Source organism: Mycolicibacterium pallens (genome assembly GCF_019456675.1).
GTDB classification, from domain to species: Bacteria; Actinomycetota; Actinomycetes; order Mycobacteriales; family Mycobacteriaceae; genus Mycobacterium; species Mycobacterium crocinum.
In genome coordinates this window covers 3,168,686-3,187,700 of the sequence record NZ_CP080333.1, presented here as the reverse complement: position 1 = coordinate 3,187,700, position 19,015 = coordinate 3,168,686, and the positions used below count along the sequence as shown (strand labels likewise).

Annotated in this window: 23 protein-coding genes; 13 read left to right on the top strand and 10 right to left on the bottom strand. The window is 66.5% G+C overall.

Going from position 1 to position 19,015, the window contains the following annotated elements; translation table 11 throughout:
* Positions 1–91: 91 nt before the first annotated feature.
* Positions 92–973, top strand: coding sequence for a TIGR03854 family LLM class F420-dependent oxidoreductase (locus K0O64_RS15700; protein ID WP_071944421.1), 882 nt, complete (start codon positions 92–94; stop codon positions 971–973).
* Positions 974–991: 18 nt separating this feature from the next.
* On the top strand, positions 992–2,002 hold the full coding sequence (locus tag K0O64_RS15695; RefSeq protein ID WP_071944423.1) for a DUF4331 family protein: 1,011 nt from the start codon (positions 992–994) through the stop codon (positions 2,000–2,002).
* Here the strand turns inward: K0O64_RS15695 and K0O64_RS15690 are convergent.
* On the bottom strand, positions 1,999–2,565 hold the full coding sequence (locus tag K0O64_RS15690) for a chorismate mutase (RefSeq protein WP_071944425.1): 567 nt from the start codon (positions 2,563–2,565) through the stop codon (positions 1,999–2,001). The two genes, K0O64_RS15695 and K0O64_RS15690, sit on opposite strands and share 4 nt — an antisense overlap.
* A 56-nt stretch (positions 2,566–2,621) precedes the next feature.
* Here K0O64_RS15690 and K0O64_RS15685 point away from each other — a divergent pair, with 56 nt between their 5' ends.
* Entirely contained in the window at positions 2,622–3,392 is a 771-nt protein-coding gene (locus K0O64_RS15685; RefSeq protein WP_071949804.1) for a class I SAM-dependent methyltransferase, read from the top strand.
* Positions 3,393–3,394: 2 nt separating this feature from the next.
* Here K0O64_RS15685 and K0O64_RS15680 read toward each other — a convergent pair whose 3' ends face one another.
* On the bottom strand, positions 3,395–4,465 hold the full coding sequence (locus K0O64_RS15680; RefSeq protein WP_071944429.1) for a S1C family serine protease: 1,071 nt from the start codon (positions 4,463–4,465) through the stop codon (positions 3,395–3,397).
* 160 nt (positions 4,466–4,625) lie between these two features.
* On the opposite strand from K0O64_RS15680, the gene K0O64_RS15675 reads away from it, so the two are divergent.
* The 6 genes from K0O64_RS15675 to K0O64_RS15650 all read left to right on the top strand — a co-directional run bounded on the left by K0O64_RS15675 (position 4,626) and on the right by K0O64_RS15650 (position 9,421).
* Positions 4,626–4,865, top strand: a complete 240-nt coding sequence (locus K0O64_RS15675) for a hypothetical protein (RefSeq protein ID WP_071944433.1) — start codon at positions 4,626–4,628, stop codon at positions 4,863–4,865.
* 174 nt (positions 4,866–5,039) lie between these two features.
* Complete coding sequence (locus K0O64_RS15670) at positions 5,040–5,894, top strand: cyclopropane mycolic acid synthase family methyltransferase (protein WP_071944435.1); 855 nt, start codon at positions 5,040–5,042, stop codon at positions 5,892–5,894.
* 185 nt (positions 5,895–6,079) lie between these two features.
* The gene (locus K0O64_RS15665; RefSeq protein WP_083542609.1) at positions 6,080–6,649 is read left to right on the top strand and encodes a lipoprotein LppJ family protein; all 570 of its coding nucleotides are present in this window, start codon (positions 6,080–6,082) and stop codon (positions 6,647–6,649) included.
* 95 nt (positions 6,650–6,744) lie between these two features.
* Positions 6,745–7,089, top strand: coding sequence for a ferredoxin (gene fdxA / locus K0O64_RS15660; protein WP_071944438.1), 345 nt, complete (start codon positions 6,745–6,747; stop codon positions 7,087–7,089).
* Between the two features lie 70 nt (positions 7,090–7,159).
* Positions 7,160–8,515, top strand: a complete 1,356-nt coding sequence (locus K0O64_RS15655; RefSeq protein ID WP_434085464.1) for a DUF7159 family protein — start codon at positions 7,160–7,162, stop codon at positions 8,513–8,515.
* 150 nt (positions 8,516–8,665) lie between these two features.
* Complete coding sequence (locus tag K0O64_RS15650; RefSeq protein WP_096311524.1) at positions 8,666–9,421, top strand: L,D-transpeptidase; 756 nt, start codon at positions 8,666–8,668, stop codon at positions 9,419–9,421.
* Here the strand turns inward: K0O64_RS15650 and K0O64_RS15645 are convergent.
* Together K0O64_RS15645 and K0O64_RS15640 are read right to left on the bottom strand one after the other, a co-directional pair.
* Positions 9,411–10,097 (bottom strand): sterol desaturase family protein, encoded by a 687-nt coding sequence (locus tag K0O64_RS15645; protein ID WP_096311523.1) that lies wholly within the window; start codon positions 10,095–10,097, stop codon positions 9,411–9,413. The genes K0O64_RS15650 and K0O64_RS15645 overlap by 11 nt on opposite strands.
* On the bottom strand, positions 10,094–10,816 hold the full coding sequence (locus K0O64_RS15640; RefSeq protein ID WP_071944442.1) for a FadR/GntR family transcriptional regulator: 723 nt from the start codon (positions 10,814–10,816) through the stop codon (positions 10,094–10,096). The genes K0O64_RS15645 and K0O64_RS15640 overlap by 4 nt, the downstream gene beginning before the upstream one ends.
* A 306-nt stretch (positions 10,817–11,122) precedes the next feature.
* On the opposite strand from K0O64_RS15640, the gene K0O64_RS15635 reads away from it, so the two are divergent.
* Entirely contained in the window at positions 11,123–12,178 is a 1,056-nt protein-coding gene (locus K0O64_RS15635) for an IS110 family RNA-guided transposase (protein ID WP_071945967.1), read from the top strand.
* Positions 12,179–12,244: 66 nt separating this feature from the next.
* On the opposite strand, the gene K0O64_RS15630 is transcribed toward K0O64_RS15635, so the two are convergent.
* From K0O64_RS15630 to K0O64_RS15620, 3 genes are all read right to left on the bottom strand, one after another.
* Positions 12,245–12,790 carry a YceI family protein gene (locus tag K0O64_RS15630; protein WP_096311522.1) on the bottom strand — a complete coding sequence of 182 codons (546 nt, stop codon included), beginning with the start codon at positions 12,788–12,790 and terminating at the stop codon, positions 12,245–12,247.
* Between the two features lie 29 nt (positions 12,791–12,819).
* The gene (locus K0O64_RS15625) at positions 12,820–14,067 is read right to left on the bottom strand and encodes a cytochrome P450 (RefSeq protein ID WP_096311521.1); all 1,248 of its coding nucleotides are present in this window, start codon (positions 14,065–14,067) and stop codon (positions 12,820–12,822) included.
* Between the two features lie 108 nt (positions 14,068–14,175).
* The gene (locus tag K0O64_RS15620) at positions 14,176–14,943 is read right to left on the bottom strand and encodes an MmyB family transcriptional regulator (protein ID WP_096311520.1); all 768 of its coding nucleotides are present in this window, start codon (positions 14,941–14,943) and stop codon (positions 14,176–14,178) included.
* 87 nt (positions 14,944–15,030) lie between these two features.
* Between K0O64_RS15620 and K0O64_RS15615 the strand changes: the two genes are divergently transcribed.
* Positions 15,031–15,318 carry a hypothetical protein gene (locus K0O64_RS15615; protein ID WP_071944449.1) on the top strand — a complete coding sequence of 96 codons (288 nt, stop codon included), beginning with the start codon at positions 15,031–15,033 and terminating at the stop codon, positions 15,316–15,318.
* A 1-nt stretch (position 15,319) separates the two neighbouring features.
* Here the strand turns inward: K0O64_RS15615 and K0O64_RS15610 are convergent, their stop codons facing one another.
* A complete protein-coding gene (locus K0O64_RS15610) occupies positions 15,320–15,511 on the bottom strand; it encodes a ferredoxin (protein WP_096311519.1) in 192 nt (63 codons plus the stop codon).
* Positions 15,508–16,788: a cytochrome P450 gene (locus tag K0O64_RS15605; protein WP_071944454.1), complete on the bottom strand. Its 1,281-nt coding sequence runs from the start codon at positions 16,786–16,788 to the stop codon at positions 15,508–15,510. Before K0O64_RS15605 ends, K0O64_RS15610 begins: the two co-directional genes overlap by 4 nt.
* A 113-nt stretch (positions 16,789–16,901) precedes the next feature.
* On the opposite strand from K0O64_RS15605, the gene K0O64_RS15600 reads away from it, so the two are divergent.
* Positions 16,902–17,480, top strand: a complete 579-nt coding sequence (locus K0O64_RS15600; protein ID WP_071944456.1) for a TetR/AcrR family transcriptional regulator — start codon at positions 16,902–16,904, stop codon at positions 17,478–17,480.
* A 49-nt stretch (positions 17,481–17,529) separates the two neighbouring features.
* A complete protein-coding gene (locus K0O64_RS15595; RefSeq protein ID WP_071944462.1) occupies positions 17,530–18,240 on the top strand; it encodes an SDR family NAD(P)-dependent oxidoreductase in 711 nt (236 codons plus the stop codon).
* Here K0O64_RS15595 and K0O64_RS15590 read toward each other — a convergent pair.
* Positions 18,237–18,875: a hypothetical protein gene (locus tag K0O64_RS15590; protein WP_096311518.1), complete on the bottom strand. Its 639-nt coding sequence runs from the start codon at positions 18,873–18,875 to the stop codon at positions 18,237–18,239. The two genes, K0O64_RS15595 and K0O64_RS15590, sit on opposite strands and share 4 nt — an antisense overlap.
* Between the last annotated feature and the right edge of the window lie 140 nt (positions 18,876–19,015).

Genomic DNA, 19,015 nt, shown 5'->3' with positions numbered 1-19,015 from the left:
ACCCATAGGCTAAGCTGCGCGACCGCAGAAACCCGGCACATCCGCCCCTGTGTCGCCTGTCCCACCGGGCTACCGTGGCCAGGTGGATGCAGTGAAGATTCGGTTCGGGGTCAGTCTGGGTTTCGGTACCGAAGTCCAGGAACTGCCGCGCATCGTCGATCGCCTGGAGTCGGCGGGGGTCGACTCGATCTGGTTCTCGGAATTGGTCTACACCCCTGCCGTGGATCCGTTCGCCGGGATGGCGTATTCGCTCGGACGAACCAGCCGGCTCAAAGTCGGCACCTCGGTGGCAGTGCTGCCCGGCCGCAACCCGGTCCTGGTCGCCAAGCAGCTGGCGTCGCTGGCCGTCCTGGGCCCCAAGCGGGTATTGCCCGCGTTCGGTCTGCGCCCGGCGTCGAAAGCGGAGTGGGACTTGTTCCCGGTTCCCGACGGCCAGCGCGCCGCGGTGTTCAACGAAGCGCTGGAAGTGTTGCGCGCCTTACTGACTGGCGATGAGATCACGTTCGACGGGCGGTACTTCCAGCTGGCCGGTGTCTCGCTCGGCATCCGCCCGCCGGGCCCGGTCGACATCTGGCTCGGCGGTTCCGCCCCTGCGGCATTCCGCCGGATCGGGCGGCTCGCCGACGGCTGGCTGGGAAGCTTCCTCACACCGGACGAGGCACGCGTCGCGCGGGAGAGCATCGAACGGGCCGCCGCCGAGGCGGGCCGCGCTATCGAACCCGACCATTACGGGCTCAGCCTGGCCGTCGCCGACGGTCACCTGCCCGGCGAGATCGCCGCTGCCGTACGGTCCCGGCGCTCCGATGTGGATCCGGCCGACTTGATCGCCGGGGACTGGTCCCAACTACACCGGCAGCTCGACGGGCTGATCGCCGCGGGGCTGAGCAAGTTCGTCATCCGGCCGGTCGGCGACACACCGGCGGACGAGTTCATCGAACGTTTCATCGACGAGCTGTTGCCCCGGCAGAACTGATCCGGCAAAGTACCGCTGATGTCGAACCATTTCACCGGCCTCAGCCTCGGTCCACCACTGGGCGATCAGCGACTGGATCTGTGTGACCTCTATGCATTTCAGTCCCCGGCCGATGCAAGCCGCACGGTGCTCATCTTAAACGCCAACCCGAACGCCGACGCGCTGCATCCCGAGGCGATCTATCGGCTCGCGGTGGACAGCAATGGAGACCTGCGCAACGACATCGCCTTCAGCTTCGTGTTCTCCGAGCCTGCGGACGGCCGCCAGACCGTGGACGTCTTCAAGGCCGTCGGCGACGAGGCCGAATCGCCGCTTCCCTTGGGCGAGAAGATCTTCGAGGCCGTCGAGGTGTCCTTCGGGCCCACCGCAAACGTCGTGCAGTCGGACGGTTACACCTTCGCCGCCGGTGCGCGCAGCGACGCGTTCTTCTTCGACTTCGACGGCATCAAGAATCTGTTCGACATCACCGGCGGCCGTAACTTCACCGCGCCGCATCTCGGCGGTGAGTCACCGTGGACCGGGGTGGACTCCAACCTCACGGCCAACGTGTTCTCGATCGCCATCGAGCTGCCGACCGCCGAACTGGGCGCCGATCCCGACATCCGGATCTGGGGGCGCTGCAGCCTCAACCGCGACGGCGAGCTGCTGCACGTCGACCGGGCCGGTCACCCGTCGGTGAGTAGCTTCTTCAACACCGACGACACCAAAGAGGAATACAACGCCAGCGAGCCGATCCACGACCGCGAGCGCTGGATCGGACAGTTCATCCATCTGATGGGACACACCGGCGGCTACACCGACGACGAGGCCATCGAGGCGATCGACACCGAGGGCACCCTGCCGGACATGCTGACCTTCAATCCGTCGAAGCCGGCCAAGTACCCGAACGGGCGAACCTTCAAAGACGACGTCATCGACTACCGGCTGGCATTCCTGACCAAGGGCGACTGCCCGCCCAGCGGTCTGGCCCCGCACACCGACACCCTGGACGTGTTCCCGTATCTCGGCAATCCGCACCCGGCGGGTTAGGAGCTGCAGTACGACCGGGTGGCGGCATCCAGCGCCCTGCGGTAGAGATCGTCGAACTGCCGCTGCGCGGCGACGGTGCTCTTGGTCGCGTCCAGTGCGGCACCGCATCCCGGTGAATGCAGCAGCGGCCCCTGCGCGGCGAGCTGCTCGACCATCTCGCGGTTGAGCCCGTCGATGACCGCCCGGGAGGACGCCAGGTCGGGCGCTGTGGTGGGTGCGCCGGCCGGGTCGAACTTCCACCCGGCGAACCTTGCGTACTCGATGGCCTCGGTGGCGTTGATCTGGTTGGTGAAGATCGTGGTGACGTAATCGGTTGCCACGCCGCGTGATTCGGCATCCCTCGACACCGCGTCGAGGACCACCTTGACACGGGCGGGGTCGGTGATCGGTCCGCCGGTGATCCACTTGTTGGCGGCCACCGCGTCGGCGGTCTGCAGGCGCTGCGCCGAGGCGTCGACGAGGTCGTACAACGGTTCGGGCGAATCGGCCAGTGCCGGTGCGGCCGTCGCGACCGCCATCATCGTCATCATCGCTGCGGCGCCGCGCGCCAGGGCATGGGTCATACGACCATCCTTGACGACTATTGCCGCCGATACCGGCATTGACGTTAACTGTGTCGGTGGCGGACTGGAGCGGCCGGGACTACAGCCGGGTCAGCAGCCTGCAGCGCTCGGTCGCCGCCGAGACGCTGGCCGAACTCGTCGTCGACGGCGGCGAGTGGGTGCTCGACATCGGCTGCGGCGACGGCTTCCTCACCCATGAGATCGCCGCCCGTCTACCGCATGGCTTCATCGTCGGCGTGGACGCCTCACCGCGGATGGTCGCGACCGCCGGACATTCCGGCGCATCGGCGCCGGCCGGACCGGTGTTCGCGTGCGCCGACGCGCGGCGGTTGCCGTTCGGCAGAAGCTTCGACATGGTCGTGTCGTTCAATGCGCTGCACTGGGTGGTGCAACTGGGTGAAGCGTTGACCGGCATCGCCGCGGTGCTGCGCCCGCAGGGGCGGGCGCTGATCCAAATGGTCTGCGGCGGAACACGACCCAGCATCGAATCCACCGCCATGGCGGTGGCCGCAGGTGAACGCTGGGCGCACTACTTCGCCGAATTCCCTGCGCCTTTCCTCCATCCCGATCCGGGAGCGTTGCGCGAGCTGGCGCAGAGCTGTGGATTACGGGTCGAGGTGATGACGGTGCGCGACCGCGAATGGGACTTCGGCAGCGTCGAGCAATTCACGGCGTGGTCCGCTGTGGGTTGCACGGCCTGGACTGACCGCCTGCCCGAAACCGAGCGCGCTGCCTTCATCGACGACATGGTCGCCGCCTACCAGCCGGTGGCGGGCCGTCCGGGGCTGTTCCGGTTCATGCAACTGCGCGCCGAACTGCGCGCCTGAGATCAGCCGACCGGCCCCGAGCCGAGAACAATGGGTGCGCTGCGCGGGTTGCCTTCGCGGTCAACCCAGTTCAACGTGATCGTGTCACCGGGATGGTGGGCATCCATGAAGTTGGACAGGTCGGTGGCCGTGTTGATCTGCACGCCGTCCGCCGAGGTGATGACGTCACCGGGCGCCAGGCCGGCGCCACGCGCGGCGGTATCCGGAAGAACTTGGCGCACAACGGCTCCCGATGGTCCACCGGGGGCGGGATCGGCGATGCCGACGCCGATGAAGGCGGTGTCCCCGATGTGTACGCCAGGGCCGCCGCCGGAGCGGATCGCCCCCGCCACACCCATCGCGCGGTCGATCGGGATCGCGAAGCCCTCGCCGCCGCGGACATTGCCCATCCGGTAGGTCAGCGTCGCCGCGACGGTGACGCCGACGACCTGACCGGTGGAGTTCACCAGGGGGCCACCCGAGTCGCCCGGCCGCACGTCGGCCGCCACTCGGATTAGATCGGTGAGTTCCCGTGAGCCGCCGCCCGATTCATCGGATGCGCGCACCGACGCACCCAGCTGCGTGATAGTGCCCGGCGAGAAGCTCGGCGCACCGCCGGCCCCGCCCGCATTGCCGATCGCCGCGATCGGGTCGCCGACGGCCAGGCCCGACGAGGTGCCCACCGACGCGACGGGCAGACCGCCGGCGCCGCGCAACCGCACCAGGGCGATGTCATTGGCGCGGTCGAAGCCGATAACATCGACGGGGTAGGTGCGCCCGTTGGCCAGGCTGGTCGCGGTGATGCTGGTGGCGCCTTCGATGACGTGGTTGTTGGTCAGCACCTCGCCGTTGGGATCCAGGACGATGCCGGTCCCCGCGCCCACGGCGCTCTGATAGTTGAGGGTCGTATTGATGTCGACCAGACCCGGGGTGACCTGTCCCATCACGGCGGACTGATCCAGGGGCGCCAGGGGTGCCGGCGTGAGGTGTGGCGGCGCGGCATGCGCCGGTCCGGAGAGCAGACCGGGCACCAACAAGAGGGCGGCCAGCGTGCTCAGCAGCCGGCGCCCATGACGAGATGGCGTTGCGTCCATGACTCAACTTTGCCCGAAAAGCCGCCGACATAACATTCGGGTGGCCTTTTGGCCGCTCGTGGCGTTGCTGAGCACGGCGCCACTGTTTGGTGCGTCACATTAACGGGCAGTCCGTTCCCAGCATCACGTCCCGACCACCCGACGCGAAGGAACGGAAAAAGTGAGCACTCCGGAACGCTCCGAAGACCACGGTGATCAGCAGGCGGCGAGCGAGAAGCCGGTGCCGGACGACAGCGCGAAGGCCAAAGCTAAAGAAATGATGACGGCTTATGAGGACCGGCCCACCGCGGTGTTGCCCGGATCCGACAACACCGTCACCGGCACCGCCGTCAACGACTGGCTTGACGAGGAAGGACAGCCGAAATTCGGCAACGACGGCGAGTCCGGCAAACCGTCATGACAACCGCCTTTCAGCGTCCTGCCAGGTTTGCTCAAGTGGGGAGTTTGAGCGCAGTCGCGTAGGCTACCCGGGATACGTCACCAGGGGAGTGTGATCGGTCTCGCGGGGGTGGACCGGAGTGCAGACGCCAGAACAGGAATCGATCTCTTGAATACACCCGCGAAATCACCGCAGATGGAGCCGCACTTCGACGATGTGCAGCACCATTACGACCTGTCCGACGACTTCTACCGACTGTTCTTGGACCGGACTCAGACCTACAGCTGTGCCTACTTCGAGCGCGACGATCTGACGCTGGAAGAGGCGCAGATCGCGAAGATCGATTTGTCGCTGGGAAAGCTGGGACTCGAGCCGGGCATGACGTTGCTCGACGTCGGTTGCGGGTGGGGCGCGACGATGATGCGCGCGCTCGAAAAGTATGACGTGAATGTCATCGGCCTGACCCTGAGCAAGAATCAGGCGTTGCACGTCCAGCACCTCTTCGACGATTCGGAGAGCCCTCGGTCCAAGCGGGTTCTGCTGGAGGGTTGGGAGCAGTTCGACGAGAAGGTCGACCGGATCGTCTCGATCGGGGCCTTCGAGCACTTCGGCTACGACCGCTACAACGCGTTTTTCGAAATGGCCTACAACGCGTTGCCCGCCGACGGGGTGATGTTGCTGCACACCATCGTCAAGCCGAGCGACGACGATTTCAATGCGCGCGATCTGCCGATCACCATGCGGCACCTGAAGTTCTTCAAATTCATCATGGACGAGATTTTCCCCGGCGGACAGCTTCCCCAACCGTCGACAGTTATCGACCACGCCACTCGTGCGGGGTTCTCCGTCAACCGGGTCCACCCGCTGCGACTGCACTACGCCCGCACCCTCGAGATCTGGGCCGCCGCGTTGCAGGAGAACGAGGAAGAGGCCGTCGCCCTGCAGTCGCGCGAGGTCTACGACCGTTACATGAAGTATCTGACCGGCTGCGCGGAGTTGTTCCGCGACGGCTATACCGATATCTGCCAGTTCACCCTGGCCAAGGGCTGACACTCGTCAGCCCTCGGCTTCACCCTCCTGGGTGAGGGGCCGAACACCGAGACGTATCCCCCGGCGTACGCCGCATCACGATGTCACGTTTGACGTTATGGGTCGGACCGGGCCCTCGTCGCGGGTAGAAGGCCCGCACCTCATAGGGCCATTAGTCCCTAGCTGGGTGTCACTATGTTGATGTCATGCCCGCCGCGACCGTCCTGCGTTCCCGGCCTGCAGTGCTGCTCATCGCGGCCGCGCTGTCGGTCAGCTTGATTCTGGGGTCGAGTTTCCTTGCGCTGCACCACTTTCGGGACTTGCGTGGCGCGGCGGTCGATCCGGTGGCGCAGCCGCTGAGCGACGAACAGTCCAGAGCGCAGGTGCTCGGGCCTGCGGGGGAGGTCGTCGTAGCCGGCAAACTCAAGAGCGTGAGCGCAAGCTATCTGCTCATGTCGTGCACGAACGCCGACGAGCCGCCGTATCAGGGCGCGATCTACCTCAACTTCGACGTACCCGACGTCTTGGCGACCCCGAAGTACTTCGATGCGATCGCGACGGCGATGACCGCGCGCGGCTGGACTGAAGGGCTGCCGCCCAACCGGCATCCCGGTGGGCGCACGTTCACCCGCGACGGCGTCACCGTCATCTATTTCCGCAACGACGACCGGAGCAACCGGGCGACGATGCAGATCTACGGCGAATGTCGCAATGTCACCGACCACCGCAGAGACACCACCGGCTGGGTGGACGTCACCGCCGCGCTACCGCGCTGAGCTGGGAAAGTCCCGGCGATCGGGGACATTGGTCCCTGAAATCTCGGGCCTTCTACCCGTATCTGCTACGACGGGTTACACATAGAATCGCATCTATGACCTACGTGATCAGCAGTGCGTGTGTCGATGTCAAGCACAAGGCCTGCATGCAGGAATGCCCGGTCGACTGCATCTACGAGGGTGACCGGACGATGTACATCAACCCCGCCGAGTGTGTGGAATGCGGCGCGTGCCGGATCCTCTGCGAGGTTGACGCCATCTACTTCGAGTCCGATCTGCCCGACGAGGAGAAGCGCTTCCTCGCCGACAACGCCGCCTTCTTCACCGAGGTGCTGCCCGGGCGCGACGCCCCGATCGGCAATCCGGGCGGTGCCTGCGAGCTGGGCCCGGTCGGGGTGGACACCCCGATGGTCGCAGCGCTTCCGCAACACTCGGCCTGACCGGCTCCGCACTCCTCGTCGATTCTCGCCGCCGCCCGTTATCGCATCGTCGCCGTAGCGGCACCGAACCGTGCTCATTCGCCGGTATACGCCGGGCGCGGGTAGGCTCCACGGAGATCGAAGACGACCACGCTGTCCCGGTTCGCTTCCGGCGCTCCCAGCGAAGTATCGCGTCAGGCCCCCTGGTGCCTGTCGCGTGCTGTGTGAGCCCGGTGAGGCGTGCACCGAAGAGGAGTGCTTGAAGTTGGAGACCGTCCTAGGGCTGTCGATGACCCCGACCACCGTCGGCCTCGTCCTGGTCGAAGGCGACGGCGTCGAAGGCGCCACGAAGGGCCATGACGCGTTCGAGGTACGCCGCGGCGGGTTCAGCCCCGTGACGACGTCGGAGTTCGTCGCCGAGGCGCTGTCGCGCACACAGGCCATCGCGGACGGCCAGCGCCTGCAGTCCATCGGTGTGACGTGGAGTGATGACGCCTCGGTCGAGGCGTCGCTGCTACTCGACTCGCTCGCCGACTGTGGCTTCGACAACGTGATCCCCATCCGCCTGCCCGAGGCCACCGAGGCGTTCGCACGCGGCATCGGGCAGGTCATCGGATCCGACGTCACCGCGGTGTGCGTCGTCGAGCCTGAGGCCATCGTCGCGCTGATCGTCGACGCCCACGAGGGCGCGGTGCAGACCGCCGTCACCTACGCCCTGGAAACCGACCAGGACCTGATCCACTGGCTCTCCGACATGCTGGGCGCCAGCGAGTGGGAGCCCGACGGCCTGGTGCTCCTCGGTTCGGGCGAGGGGTTGGAGTCGATCGCCCGCCGCCTCGAACAGATCCTGGGGATCCCGGTGTTCGCTCCCGCCGAGGCCGAGCTGGCCCTGGCCCGGGGCGCCGCGCTGGCCTCGGTGAACGGCATCGGGGTCGCCGACGACCCACTGTTCGACCTCCCGGTCCCGCCGCCGGCGCGCCGGCAGGACTCGACCGCGCTGCGCGGTGCGACCGCACTGCTGGCGGGTGGTGTGGTGGCCTTCGTGGTGTCCGCATCGGTGGCGGTCGGCCTCGAGCTGCTGCCCGACCACGGCGCCCGCCCCCAACACCGCGACGTCGTCAACACCGCCGAGACGCCACCGCTGCGGCCGGTCACGGCCCCGGAGGCGCCGGCACCCGCACCGGACGCGCTCTCGAGTGCGGCCGAGCCGTCCCAAACCCAGGCGCCCGAGCCAACCTTCGACAGCGCCCCCGTCGTCGCGATGACGATGAACGTGCCCGCACCGCCGACCGAAGCGCCGCCCGCCGATCTGAACGCCGAGCCGGCGGGCCTGCCGCCGATGGCCGCGGCGCCGCCGCCACCGGCACCCGTCGCCACCGTGCCCCCGGTGAACGAGCCCAAGCAGACGCTACGGCAGCGGATCTGGGAACGTCTGCACGGCGGCTGACGCCCGGTTTTCGCTGAGGATCGGCCATCGCACCCATTCGCCCCGCCCGTCGGGCGCAGTTACGGCATGTCACCGCAGGTTTGGCCGGTGCGGCGATGCGGAACATCTAGACTGTCACTTTGCTGTTCGCCCACGTGAGGACACCGAGCCATGGCCAAAGCAGTTCGACGAGCAATCGCCGCCGCGGGAATCGCGGTGCTTTCACTGGCGGCTTCCGTGCAGACCAGCACGGCGGCGGTCGCCCCTTCCATCGACGGGGCCACTGTCGCCTCCGTCTCGCCCACGAACGGGCAGGTGGTGGGGGTTGCCATGCCGATCACCGTGACGTTCACCAAGCCGATCACCGATCGCTGGGCGGCGCAGCAGTCGATCACGGTGACGACGCCCGCCAATGTGGCCGGCCGCTTCGAGTGGCGCGACGACAAGACCGTTCAGTTCGTGCCCGACCAGTACTGGCCGGCGCACTCCGAGATCACGATGATGGCCGGGGGCATCCCGCGCACCTTCGGCACCGGCTCGATCGTGCTCGGCGTCGCCGACATCTCGGCGCACACGTTCACCGTCAGCATCGACGGGCAGGTGGCCCGCCAGATGCCCGCGTCGATGGGCAAGCCCAGGCACCCAACTCCGGTGGGCAGTTTCACCGCGCTGGAGAAGCAGTCCACCGTGGTGATGGATTCGCGCACGATCGGTATCCCGCTCAGCGATCCGGAGGGTTACAAGCTCACTGTGAACGACGCCGTCCGGGTCACCTGGGGCGGGGTGTACGTGCACTCCGCGCCGTGGTCGGTCGGTTCGCAGGGCTACGCCAATGTCAGCCACGGCTGCATCAACCTGAGCCCGGACAACGCCTCGTGGTATTTCAACCAGGTTCACATCGGGGACCCGATCGTCATCAACGCTTAACTGCGGCAGGGCTTTCCGCGTCGATCGCGTGGAGGTTCTTGGCGGTCGGTGAGGCGGGCACCGTGGCGGGATCGGGGTAGGTGCGCAACACCCGGTCGGCGGTGCCCGGGGTGGTCACCCCGAACCAGTAGTGCTCGTTCTTGAAGTGGTGCAGCCGGTGATCACGCCAGATCACCCGGTACACAGCGGTTTTCGGCTTGTAGTCGGTGTGTACCAGGTAGTGGCACCACTCGTAGAGCAGCCCGAAGGTCAGCATTACGACGAGGAATGTCAGCCCCATGCCGGTGCGGGGGAACAACAGCAGCGCGATCGCCACCGCCGAGGCCACCGCGCCGATCGCGGACTGCAGCGGGATGAACACCAGGTCCACGTCACGCGGTGCGATGTGATGCTCGCGGTGCTTGCGGGCCAGCAGCGGGTCTACGGTGATCCTGCCGACCCGGCGCGGCCGCCAGTGCAGGATGAAGACGTGAATCGTCCACTCCAGGAACGGAAATGCCGCGGCGACCGCGAACGGCACCACCGCATCGGTGAGCTGCCAGTCACCGACGGCAATCCGGGCGATCACGGCCCCGGTCAGCGCCGCGACGAACAGCCACGGGGTGGGATGCCGCCAGAATTCCCGGCCGGCGTCGGCTAGCGTCAGGCCGCGGCGGGTATTGGTCGATGCGCTCATTGTTGATCCTCCAGCGCGGTCAGGGCCGCGACCAACGCGGCGGTGGCGGGTTCCAACAGTGCACGGGCGGCCGTTGCCGCCTCGTCCGGCTCGCCGGCCGCGATGGCGCGAGCCACGCGGCGATAAGCCTGCGTCTGCCCGACCTCGGCGGCCATCAGTGTGGCCAGCGCGGGCAGCGCGGGTTCGTAGGCGGCTCGTAAGGTGTTGAACATCAACCGAAATGCGATGGAGTCGGCGCCGTCGACGACGTGATCCCAGAACGCCAGCGCATGCCGCTGCTGCTCGAGGGGGTCCTCGGCGGACTCCAGCGCCGCGATCGATGATTCGAGCACATCGGCCAGGCCGGCGGGCCGTCGTTGCGCGGCCAGTTCGGCCACCTTGGGACCGTTGTGCAGGCGGGCTTCGAGAATGCTGCGGGCCACCGATACGTCGAGTTGCCCATTGCGCAAAAGCAATTGGGGGAGCAGGTCCAGTCCGGCGTGCCGCCGGAAGTCGCGGACCGTGGTGGCATCACCCTGGCGGACCTCGACCAGACCCGCGGCCGCGACCCGCTTGAGCGCCTCGCGCACAGCGGGCCGGGAAACGCCGAGCACCTCGGCGAGCCTGCGCTCACTGGGCAGCGGCTCCCCGGGCTGCATCTCCCCGCTGAGGACATCGGCGAGGATCTGCTCGAAGACGTCCTCGGGAACGGAACGCCGATTGATCGGCTGCAGTGCCATGGCCCCAGCATGCCCCGGCCTCGGCCAGAGGTCAAGTGGTCAGACCAGTGCTCCCCGCCCAAACCGACTCAGTGTCATCTTTGTGATGCCGCTGTTGCGGTGGTTGGGTTCTTCTCACCTGGTGTGTGTGCTCACAAACCGACTGCCGTCCTGGAGGGGTGTGCGTTGAATCGTTTTGCCGGCATCAGGTGGGAAGGACCGACCGGCGTGACTTGATAGGAGCGTGGCACCGCCCCCACTGAGATGTGTCCAGCCGGCCGGCCCAACCTTCACTCATCCACCTCTTGATGAAAGAAGGCACTGTCCATGGTGGTCATTGGAGCCGATGTACACAAGCGCACCCACACTTTCGTCGCCGTCGATGACGTCGGGCGTGAACTCGGCAGTAAGACGGTTCCAGCAACGACGCCCGGACATACCGCTGCGGTGCAGTGGGGTCGGGAGAACTTCAGTGGCGAGGTGATCTGGGGCATCGAAGACTGCCGCAATCTGTCCGCACGTCTGGAACGTGATCTGCTCTCGGCCGGACAGAAAGTGGTGCGGGTAGCACCGAAGTTGATGGCGCTGCAGCGTGCCGGCGGACGCGCTCGCGGCAAGTCGGATCCCATCGATGCTTTGGCGGTGGCGCGTGCGGTGCTGCGTGAACCCGATCTGCCGGTGGCTGCCCACGACGCGGTTTCACGGGAGTTGAAACTGTTGGTTGATCGCCGCGAAGACCTTGTGGTGCAACGCACCTCGATCGTCAACCGGTTCCTGGGTCGCGTTCATGAACTCGACCCCGCCCACAGCCCGAAGAAGCGTTCCCTGGATCGCGCCAAGACCCAGAAGGCGTTGGCGGACTGGCTGGCCACCCTCGACGGGCTTCTTGCCGAGCTGGCTGCAGACGAGCTGGCCGACATCGTTCGCCTCACCGCCACGATCAACGCACTGACCCAACGGATCGGGACCGCCGTGCAAGCAGTATCTCCGACCTTGTTGGCACTACCAGGCTGTGGTGAACTCACCGCAGCCAAACTGGTCGGCGAATCCGCTGGCATCACCCGCTTCACCAGCGAAGCTGCCTTCGCCCGCCACAACGGCACCGCACCCATTCCCGCCTGGTCGGGCAACACCGCTGGCCGGATGCGTCTCAACCGGACCGGCAACCGCCAACTCAACGCCGCCCTCCACCGCATCGCCATTACCCAAGTCGGCATGACCTCAAGCGCTGGACAGGCCTATTACCGAAAACGACTGGCTGGCGGTGACTCCTCAGCAGAAGCGCTGCGGTGCCTTAAACGACGTCTGAGTCGCACTGTGTTCAACCGACTCCACGCCGACCAAAAATCACGGCATCCAACCAACCACCAGGCCGCCGCTTGACATAGGAGAAATGCATCGCAGCAGAAGTGCGAGAAGAACGCCGCACAACGTCGATCTCGGCGACGGCTATTTCGCGTGGCGCGCCGTGAATCGCAGCGTGACCTCGTCGTCCACCTTCAGCGTCCCCATGAACAGTGAGTACGGCTTGACCCCGAACTGGCTCTGCACCACCGCGGTCGACGTCGTCATCACCCAGGTATCACCCGCGTCCTCAACCGCGAGATCCACCGAGTGCGGCCGCGACGTGCCGTGAATCTCGACGGTGCCATCGAGGCGATAACCCGTCGGGATCGCGCTGATGTCCTCGGCGACGAAGGTGATCGTCGGAAACTTCTTGGCGTCCAGCGACTTCAGCGCGTTCGAGCGGACCACGCCCTTCTCCGGTCCGGTCAACGGCGTGACCCCACCCTCGCCCTTGAGGACCTGCAGCGAGTCGACATCGACCACCAGCCGGGCCGTCGCCGGTTCATCCCCCCGCCACTGGACCTCGGCCTGCCACGAGGCAAAGGCGATCGTCAGGCGATGCCCCATCTTGGCGGCCGGCCCTCCGACACCGGTGAGGATCTGCAGCTCACCTTCGGCCGCGGTCAGTGTCCAGGCAGTTTCCGTCACGCCTCGACTGTATCTGGCTGTCCCGCAAGCTACTTGCCCGCGCTGGCTCCGGTGTAGTCGACCTGCCAGTGCTTGATGCCGTTGAGCCAGCCGGACCGCAACCGCTCCGGCTTGGACAGCGGGGTCAGATCCGGCATGTGATCGGCGATCGCATTGAACATCAGATCGATGGTCATCCTCGCCAGGTTGGCGCCGAGGCAGTAGTGCGCGCCGGTGCCCCCGAAGCCGACATGGGGATTCGGGTCGCGAAGGATGTTGAAGGTGAACGGATCGTCGAACACCTCTTCGTCGAAGTTGGCCGAGCGGTAGGACATCACCACCCGCTGCCCCTTCTTGATCTGCACACCGGAGAGCTCGACGTCTTCCAGAGCGGTCCGCTGGAAGGAGGTCACCGGCGTGGCCCACCGCACGATCTCGTCGACCGCGGTCACCGGACGCTGCGCTTTGTACAGCTCCCACTGGTCCGGGAAATCGGCGAACGCCGTCATACCGTGGGTGATCGAGTTGCGGGTGGTCTCGTTGCCCGCCACCGCAAGCAGGATGACGAAGAAGCCAAACTCGTCGTCGGAAAGCTTGTGCCCGTCGACGTCGGCCTGCACCAGCTTGGTCACCAGATCGTCGCCGGGGTTGGCCGTCCGGTCGGCCGCCATCTGCATCCCGTACATGATCAGCTCACCCGCGGCCCCCTGCGGGTCGTTGCGGTGGAACTCCGGATCCGCTTCGCCGACCATCTGATTGGACCAGTCGAACAGCTTCTTGCGTTCGTCCTGCGGCACGCCCATCAGGTCGGCGATCGCCTGCAGGGGCAGTTCGCACGAGACCTCTTCGACGAAGTCGCCCGACCCCTTCTCGGCGGCGGCCTTGGCGATCGCCTGGGCTCGGTCTCGCAGGTTCTCGCGCAACGTTTCGACCGCTCGCGGTGTGAACGCGCGGGAAACGATCTGGCGTAGGTGGGTATGCCGCGGCGCGTCCATGTTCAGCAGGATGAACTGGCCGGTGTCCTTGTGCGACACCGCCGCGTTGTCCGGATAACGCGGCAGTGCGGTGTTCTCCAGGCTGGAGAACACATCGCTGCGCCGGGAGATCTCCTTCACGTCCTTGTGCTTGCTGACGACCCAGTAGCCCTCGTCGTCGAAACCGCCGACACCCATCGGCTGTTCGTTCCACCAGATCGGCGCGACCCGGCGCAGCTCGGCGAGCTCCTCGACGGGCAGTCGCTCGTTGTTCAGATCAGGATCAGTGAAGTCGAAACCGGGGGGCAGGTTCGGACTGGGCATAAAAGCGCACCTCCATACGACGTCATCTAGTGCCCGGTAATGCATGCCTACACCACGCGTGGAGGCCTCGGTAGAGCTTTCGGAAACTGATAACTGAAACGTGTTCTATTAAGCCTGCGACGTGGGCGCAAGGGCGTCGGCAGTCGCGTCGTCGGCGGGCAGGAACGCCTCGATGCTGAGCTCCGCGGCAGTCAGATCCAGCGCGGTACCGAACGTCGTCACCATCGAGATGAACGTCAGCCGTACTCCGTCGAGTCGGTCGAGCTCCAGCGGCACCGCGACACCACCGAGGTCGGTTGACGCGCCCTCGCCGCCGGGGTAGGACTCCAGCTCGGCCAGCAACTCGGCCGAACCTCCCGCACCGGCCTCCCGACGCAACCGACTCAGCAGATGGTGGCGCCACTGTGCGAGATTGCGGATCCGAGGTGCCAGGCCGTCGGGATGGAGTGCGATCCGCAGCGCGTTCGGCGTCTGCAGCAGATGCGCCGCGACCCCGTCCAGCAGGACGGCGGTGCCCGGATTGATCTGCAGCACATCCCAATTCCGGTTCACCGCCAGGCACGGATACGGGTCGTAGGCGGCGAGTACCCGGTCGACGCCGGCGCGCACGGCTGCCATCCCCGGATCGTCGAAGCCCCGCTCGGCGTAGGCCGGTGCCAGTCCCGCCGCCAGCAGCAGCTGATTCTGCTCGCGCGCTGGTACCGCCAAGGCGTCCGCGAGCCGAAGCACCATCGCACGGCTCGGTGTGGACCGCCCGCTCTCGACGAAGCTCACGTGTCGAGCCGAGACATCGGCCTCCAGGGCGAGGTCGAGTTGGCTGAGCCGACGACGGCGCCGCCAGTCCCGCAAGAGTTCGCCGAACGCTGTATCACCCATCCCGTCAGCATCTCCCAGGCGCGGGGTGCTGTGCCATTACCTTGGAGGTAATTGCATCGCTTACCTCATCGGGGGAGCGTTGAGACCATGACGACGCACAGTGATTCGCATCCGGTTCCGCGCTGGCTCGGCTTCGTCCTCAGGTCCGACCGGGCCGGTTCGGCATGGTTCGTCGGCGCCGGTTTCTTCCTGGCGCCACTGCTGGCCCTGGTGTCACCGTGGCCGGCGCTGACCGTGGCGATCTGGATCGTCGTCGGGCTGTTCGGGCTGTGGCTCGGCCTGCTCGGGGTTGCGATGGCCACTGGGCTGGCGATGGTCATGCGGTCGAATACCGAGATACCCGAGGACTATTGGCGCTCGATCGTGAACTACTGACTCAGTCAGAAAGGATGACGGCGTTCTCCGGGCAGGCGTCGGCGGCCTCGCGGGCACTGTCCTCGAGCCCGGCGGGCACCTCGTCGACGATTGCCTCGGCGTAGCCGTCGTCGGTCATCGCGAAGACGTCCGGGCAGACGGTCGTGCAGACGCCGTGGCCGCGGCAGCGACCGTCGTCAATGCTGGCTTTCATGCGAGATCAAACTCCAGATGCAATTCGGTGAGCCCACGCAGGATGTAGGTCGGCACGTAGTTGTACCGGCGCGCATCGGCGGGGCCGTGGTGCTCCTCGCTGATGCGGATGTCGGTGGTGCGATCCAGCAGCCGCTCGAGCGCCACCCGCGCCTCGGCCCTGGCCAGCGGGGCGCCCGGGCAGGTGTGGATACCGCGGCCAAAGGCAATGTGCTGCCGGGCATTTGACCGCGACGGGTCGAACGTGTTCGGGTCGGTGAAGCGACGCGGGTCGCGGTTGGCCGCGGCCTGCACCACCATCAGCGTCGAGCCGGAGGGGACGTCCACCCCACCGAGGGTGACCGGCTCCTTCGAGAGTCGGAAGTCGCCCTTGACCGGGCTCTCGAAGCGCAGCGCCTCCTCGATGAAGTTGCTCACCTTGGACCGGTCCGCCCGCAGCTGCGCCTGGAACTCGGGGTTGTCACCCAGAATCTGCAGCGCGGCGCTGAGCAGTCGAACGGTGGTCTCCTGGCCCGCCGAGTAGAGGTTGGCCGCCACCCGGGCGACGTCCCCGGGATCGGGAACCGAACCATCGGGGAACGTTGCCGCGGCCATCTCGGACAGCACGTCCCCGCGTGGATTGGCGCGACGGTCCTCGATGTAGGCGCTGAACTTGTCGTAGAGGTATTCCAGCGGGGACTTGGCCAGGCTCTCGCCCTTGACGCTGCCGATGCCGCCGCCGTGGTGCGCGCCGCTCGCCATCTCCCGCACGAACTCGTCGCGGTCGTCGTCGGGAACGCCGAGCAGGTCGGCGATGATCATCAGCGTGAACGGTTGCGCGAAGCCCGAAATCAGCTCGCCGCCGGTGCCGACGAGGTAGCCGTCGAGCGCCCGGTCGACCATCGTCCACATCGCGTCCTCGTTCTCCTTGAGGCGCTTGGGCGTGATCAGCCGCATCAGGAGAGCCCGGTGATCGGTGTGCACCGGCGGATCCAACGCCGGTAACTGGTCGAAGAACGGAAGCTCGTTGCGGTGCTGGGCGATGAGTTCGGCGACGTCGTCGCGGCCCTCGACGGGGACGGGGAAACCGGGGAAGGGGCCGGTCACCGCGATGCAGGACGAGAAGCGGTCGGCATCGCCGGCCACCTCGCTGGCCTCCTCCCAGCCGGTGACCATCCAGACGTTGTGGTGCGGTTCCTTCGAGACCGGGCATCGGGCCTGCAGCGCCTCGAGATAGGGGTACGGATCGGCCACCAGGCCCCGATCCGTAAAGAAGTCGACGGCGTCTACGTCAGTCACTGAGGAAGTCCCTTCACGAATCGATCTGCCATACGATCGGCAAGGAGGATGCTAGTCGATCGTATGGTAGTTTACTAGCCGATCGTAAAGCTGGATTTCGAAGGGAGCCGACGATGAGTGCAGTCGCTGTGGCCGCTTCGACTCCCGACACCCGACAGCGGCTGATCGACGCGGCCATCGCACTGTTCATCCGGCACAGCTTCGCCGGGACCTCGCTGCAGATGATCGCCGACGAGCTCGGGTTCACGAAAGCCGCTATCTACCACCACTTTCGGACTCGCGAACAGCTGTTGACGGCGATCCTCGAGCCGATCATCGACAAGCTGTCCGCAGTGGTCGACGACGCGGAGAAGCAGCGCGGCGTGCATGCTCGCGCCGAGCGGATGCTCAACGGTTACGCCCGGCTGGCCGTCGAGAATCCGATGCTGGTCTCGGTGCTCGCGGCGGATCCGAGCGTGCACACTGTGCTGAAGGCCAACCGCGAGTGGACGCACATGATCTCGCGTCAGATGGCGCTGCTTGCCGACGTCCACCCCGGCCCGGGTGGGCTCATGCGGGCGCAGTTCGTGTTCGCCGGCATCGCCGGGTCGGCCGATCCGAAGCGCCAGGTCGACGACGAATGGCTGCACGGTCAGCTCGTCGACGCCGGCCGGCGCGCGCTGGGGATGCGTGCGCCCCGACGAACGTCCTGACTTCACATCATCGTTCACCAGGCGGTGCGACCGCCGGAAAGGGGAAATTGTGTCCACCTCGAAGACGGCGTTGGTCACCGGTGGCGGTTCGGGAATCGGTGCGGCGGTGGTCAATCGGCTTCGCGCCGACGGCTACAACGTGGCGATCATCGATCTCAATCCGTCCGAGGCCGAGCACTCCTACGTCGCCGATGTCACCGACCGCGCGCAGATCGACGCCGCGCTCGCCGAGATCCACTCGGCGCTGGGGCCGGTCACGATCCTGGTGAACGCCGCGGGTAAGGACAGCTTCCGTCGCTTCCTCGACCTGTCCTTCGAGCAATGGCAGAACATCGTCGACATCAACCTGCACGGCGTGTTCCACACCATCCAGGCCGTCCTGCCCGACATGATCGAGGCCGGCTGGGGCCGCATCGTCAACATCTCCTCGTCGAGCACGCACTCCGGGGTGCCCTACATGTCGGCTTACGTCGCGGCCAAGTCCGGCGTCAACGGTCTGACGAAAAGCCTTGCGCTGGAATACGGTCCGGCCGGTATCACGGTCAACGCCGTGCCGCCGGGCTTCATCGACACCCCGATGCTGCGCAACGCCGAATCGCGCGGCTACATGGGTGACATCCAGGCCACGATCGACGCAACCCCGGTGCGCCGAATGGGCAAGCCCGAGGACATCGCCGCGGCCTGCGCGTTCTTCATCTCCGAGGAAGCCGGCTACATCACGGGCCAGATCCTCGGCGTGAACGGCGGCCGCAACACCTAGCCCGCGGGCTTCGTCGTCGTCGGCGTTGACGTCACGGTGACCGTGGTGGTGCTCACCGTGGTCGTCGCGCTCGCCGACGTGCTCGCGCTGCTCGAGGTGCTGGTCGGGGAGAAGCTGGCCTCCTTGAACTCGATCCACGAGTCCTTGTAGATCACGTCGTCGCCCGAGGAGACCAGGATCTGGGTGGGCGAAACCGCATACGTGACACCGTCATTCGAGGCGACCAGCGTCCCGTCGGAGCTGCGGGTGATCGGCAGGTGCAGGGGAGCGTTGTCGGACAGGCGCACGCCGCGGTACTCGAGGCCGCCGTCGGCTTTCACGCAGATGACCACCAGGGACTTCGAGGTGCGGCCGTAGGCCATCAGCGTCTGGTTCTCGTCGCACCGGGCGCCGGTGTCGACGTAGCCGCGCGAATCGGCCTGGAACGAAGCCGGTGCGCCAGAGGTCGACGTTGACGTCGAGGTGGACGGCGAGGCCGTTGTCGCCGTCGTGGCGGTCGTCGACGACAGGGTGGTGGGCGCCGCCTGCGCGACGGGCAGGGTGTCCGGGGTGCCGGAGGCGCTGACCCCGACCACCAGGCCGACGGCCGCGACAACCCCGCTGACCCCGAGCCATGGCAACAAGTGAGCTGACATGGGTTAAGCGAACCACCTCGGGCGACAATTTCCGCGCTGGTGCGGCGGCGTTTCGGCGATCAATCGTCGGCGCAGGCCCATCACTACGCTCGAGCCCATGGGCGGACAGCGGTTGGTCTTCAGCGGGTACATCGCCGGAT

What these genes read in the sequence shown, in the direction of transcription:
- K0O64_RS15695 (WP_071944423.1), top strand. Translation starts at nt 992, where the DNA reads ATGTCGAACCATTTCACCGGCCTCAGCCTCGGTCCACCACTGGGCGAT.
- K0O64_RS15690 (WP_071944425.1), bottom strand. Translation starts at nt 2,565, where the DNA reads ATGACCCATGCCCTGGCGCGCGGCGCCGCAGCGATGATGACGATGATG.
- K0O64_RS15680 (WP_071944429.1), bottom strand. Translation starts at nt 4,465, where the DNA reads ATGGACGCAACGCCATCTCGTCATGGGCGCCGGCTGCTGAGCACGCTG.
- K0O64_RS15670 (WP_071944435.1), top strand. Translation starts at nt 5,040, where the DNA reads ATGGAGCCGCACTTCGACGATGTGCAGCACCATTACGACCTGTCCGAC.
- K0O64_RS15665 (WP_083542609.1), top strand. Translation starts at nt 6,080, where the DNA reads ATGCCCGCCGCGACCGTCCTGCGTTCCCGGCCTGCAGTGCTGCTCATC.
- fdxA (WP_071944438.1), top strand. Translation starts at nt 6,745, where the DNA reads ATGACCTACGTGATCAGCAGTGCGTGTGTCGATGTCAAGCACAAGGCC.
- K0O64_RS15650 (WP_096311524.1), top strand. Translation starts at nt 8,666, where the DNA reads ATGGCCAAAGCAGTTCGACGAGCAATCGCCGCCGCGGGAATCGCGGTG.
- K0O64_RS15645 (WP_096311523.1), bottom strand. Translation starts at nt 10,097, where the DNA reads ATGAGCGCATCGACCAATACCCGCCGCGGCCTGACGCTAGCCGACGCC.
- K0O64_RS15640 (WP_071944442.1), bottom strand. Translation starts at nt 10,816, where the DNA reads ATGGCACTGCAGCCGATCAATCGGCGTTCCGTTCCCGAGGACGTCTTC.
- K0O64_RS15635 (WP_071945967.1), top strand. Translation starts at nt 11,123, where the DNA reads ATGGTGGTCATTGGAGCCGATGTACACAAGCGCACCCACACTTTCGTC.
- K0O64_RS15625 (WP_096311521.1), bottom strand. Translation starts at nt 14,067, where the DNA reads ATGCCCAGTCCGAACCTGCCCCCCGGTTTCGACTTCACTGATCCTGAT.
- K0O64_RS15620 (WP_096311520.1), bottom strand. Translation starts at nt 14,943, where the DNA reads ATGGGTGATACAGCGTTCGGCGAACTCTTGCGGGACTGGCGGCGCCGT.
- K0O64_RS15615 (WP_071944449.1), top strand. Translation starts at nt 15,031, where the DNA reads ATGACGACGCACAGTGATTCGCATCCGGTTCCGCGCTGGCTCGGCTTC.
- K0O64_RS15610 (WP_096311519.1), bottom strand. Translation starts at nt 15,511, where the DNA reads ATGAAAGCCAGCATTGACGACGGTCGCTGCCGCGGCCACGGCGTCTGC.
- K0O64_RS15600 (WP_071944456.1), top strand. Translation starts at nt 16,902, where the DNA reads ATGAGTGCAGTCGCTGTGGCCGCTTCGACTCCCGACACCCGACAGCGG.
- K0O64_RS15590 (WP_096311518.1), bottom strand. Translation starts at nt 18,875, where the DNA reads ATGTCAGCTCACTTGTTGCCATGGCTCGGGGTCAGCGGGGTTGTCGCG.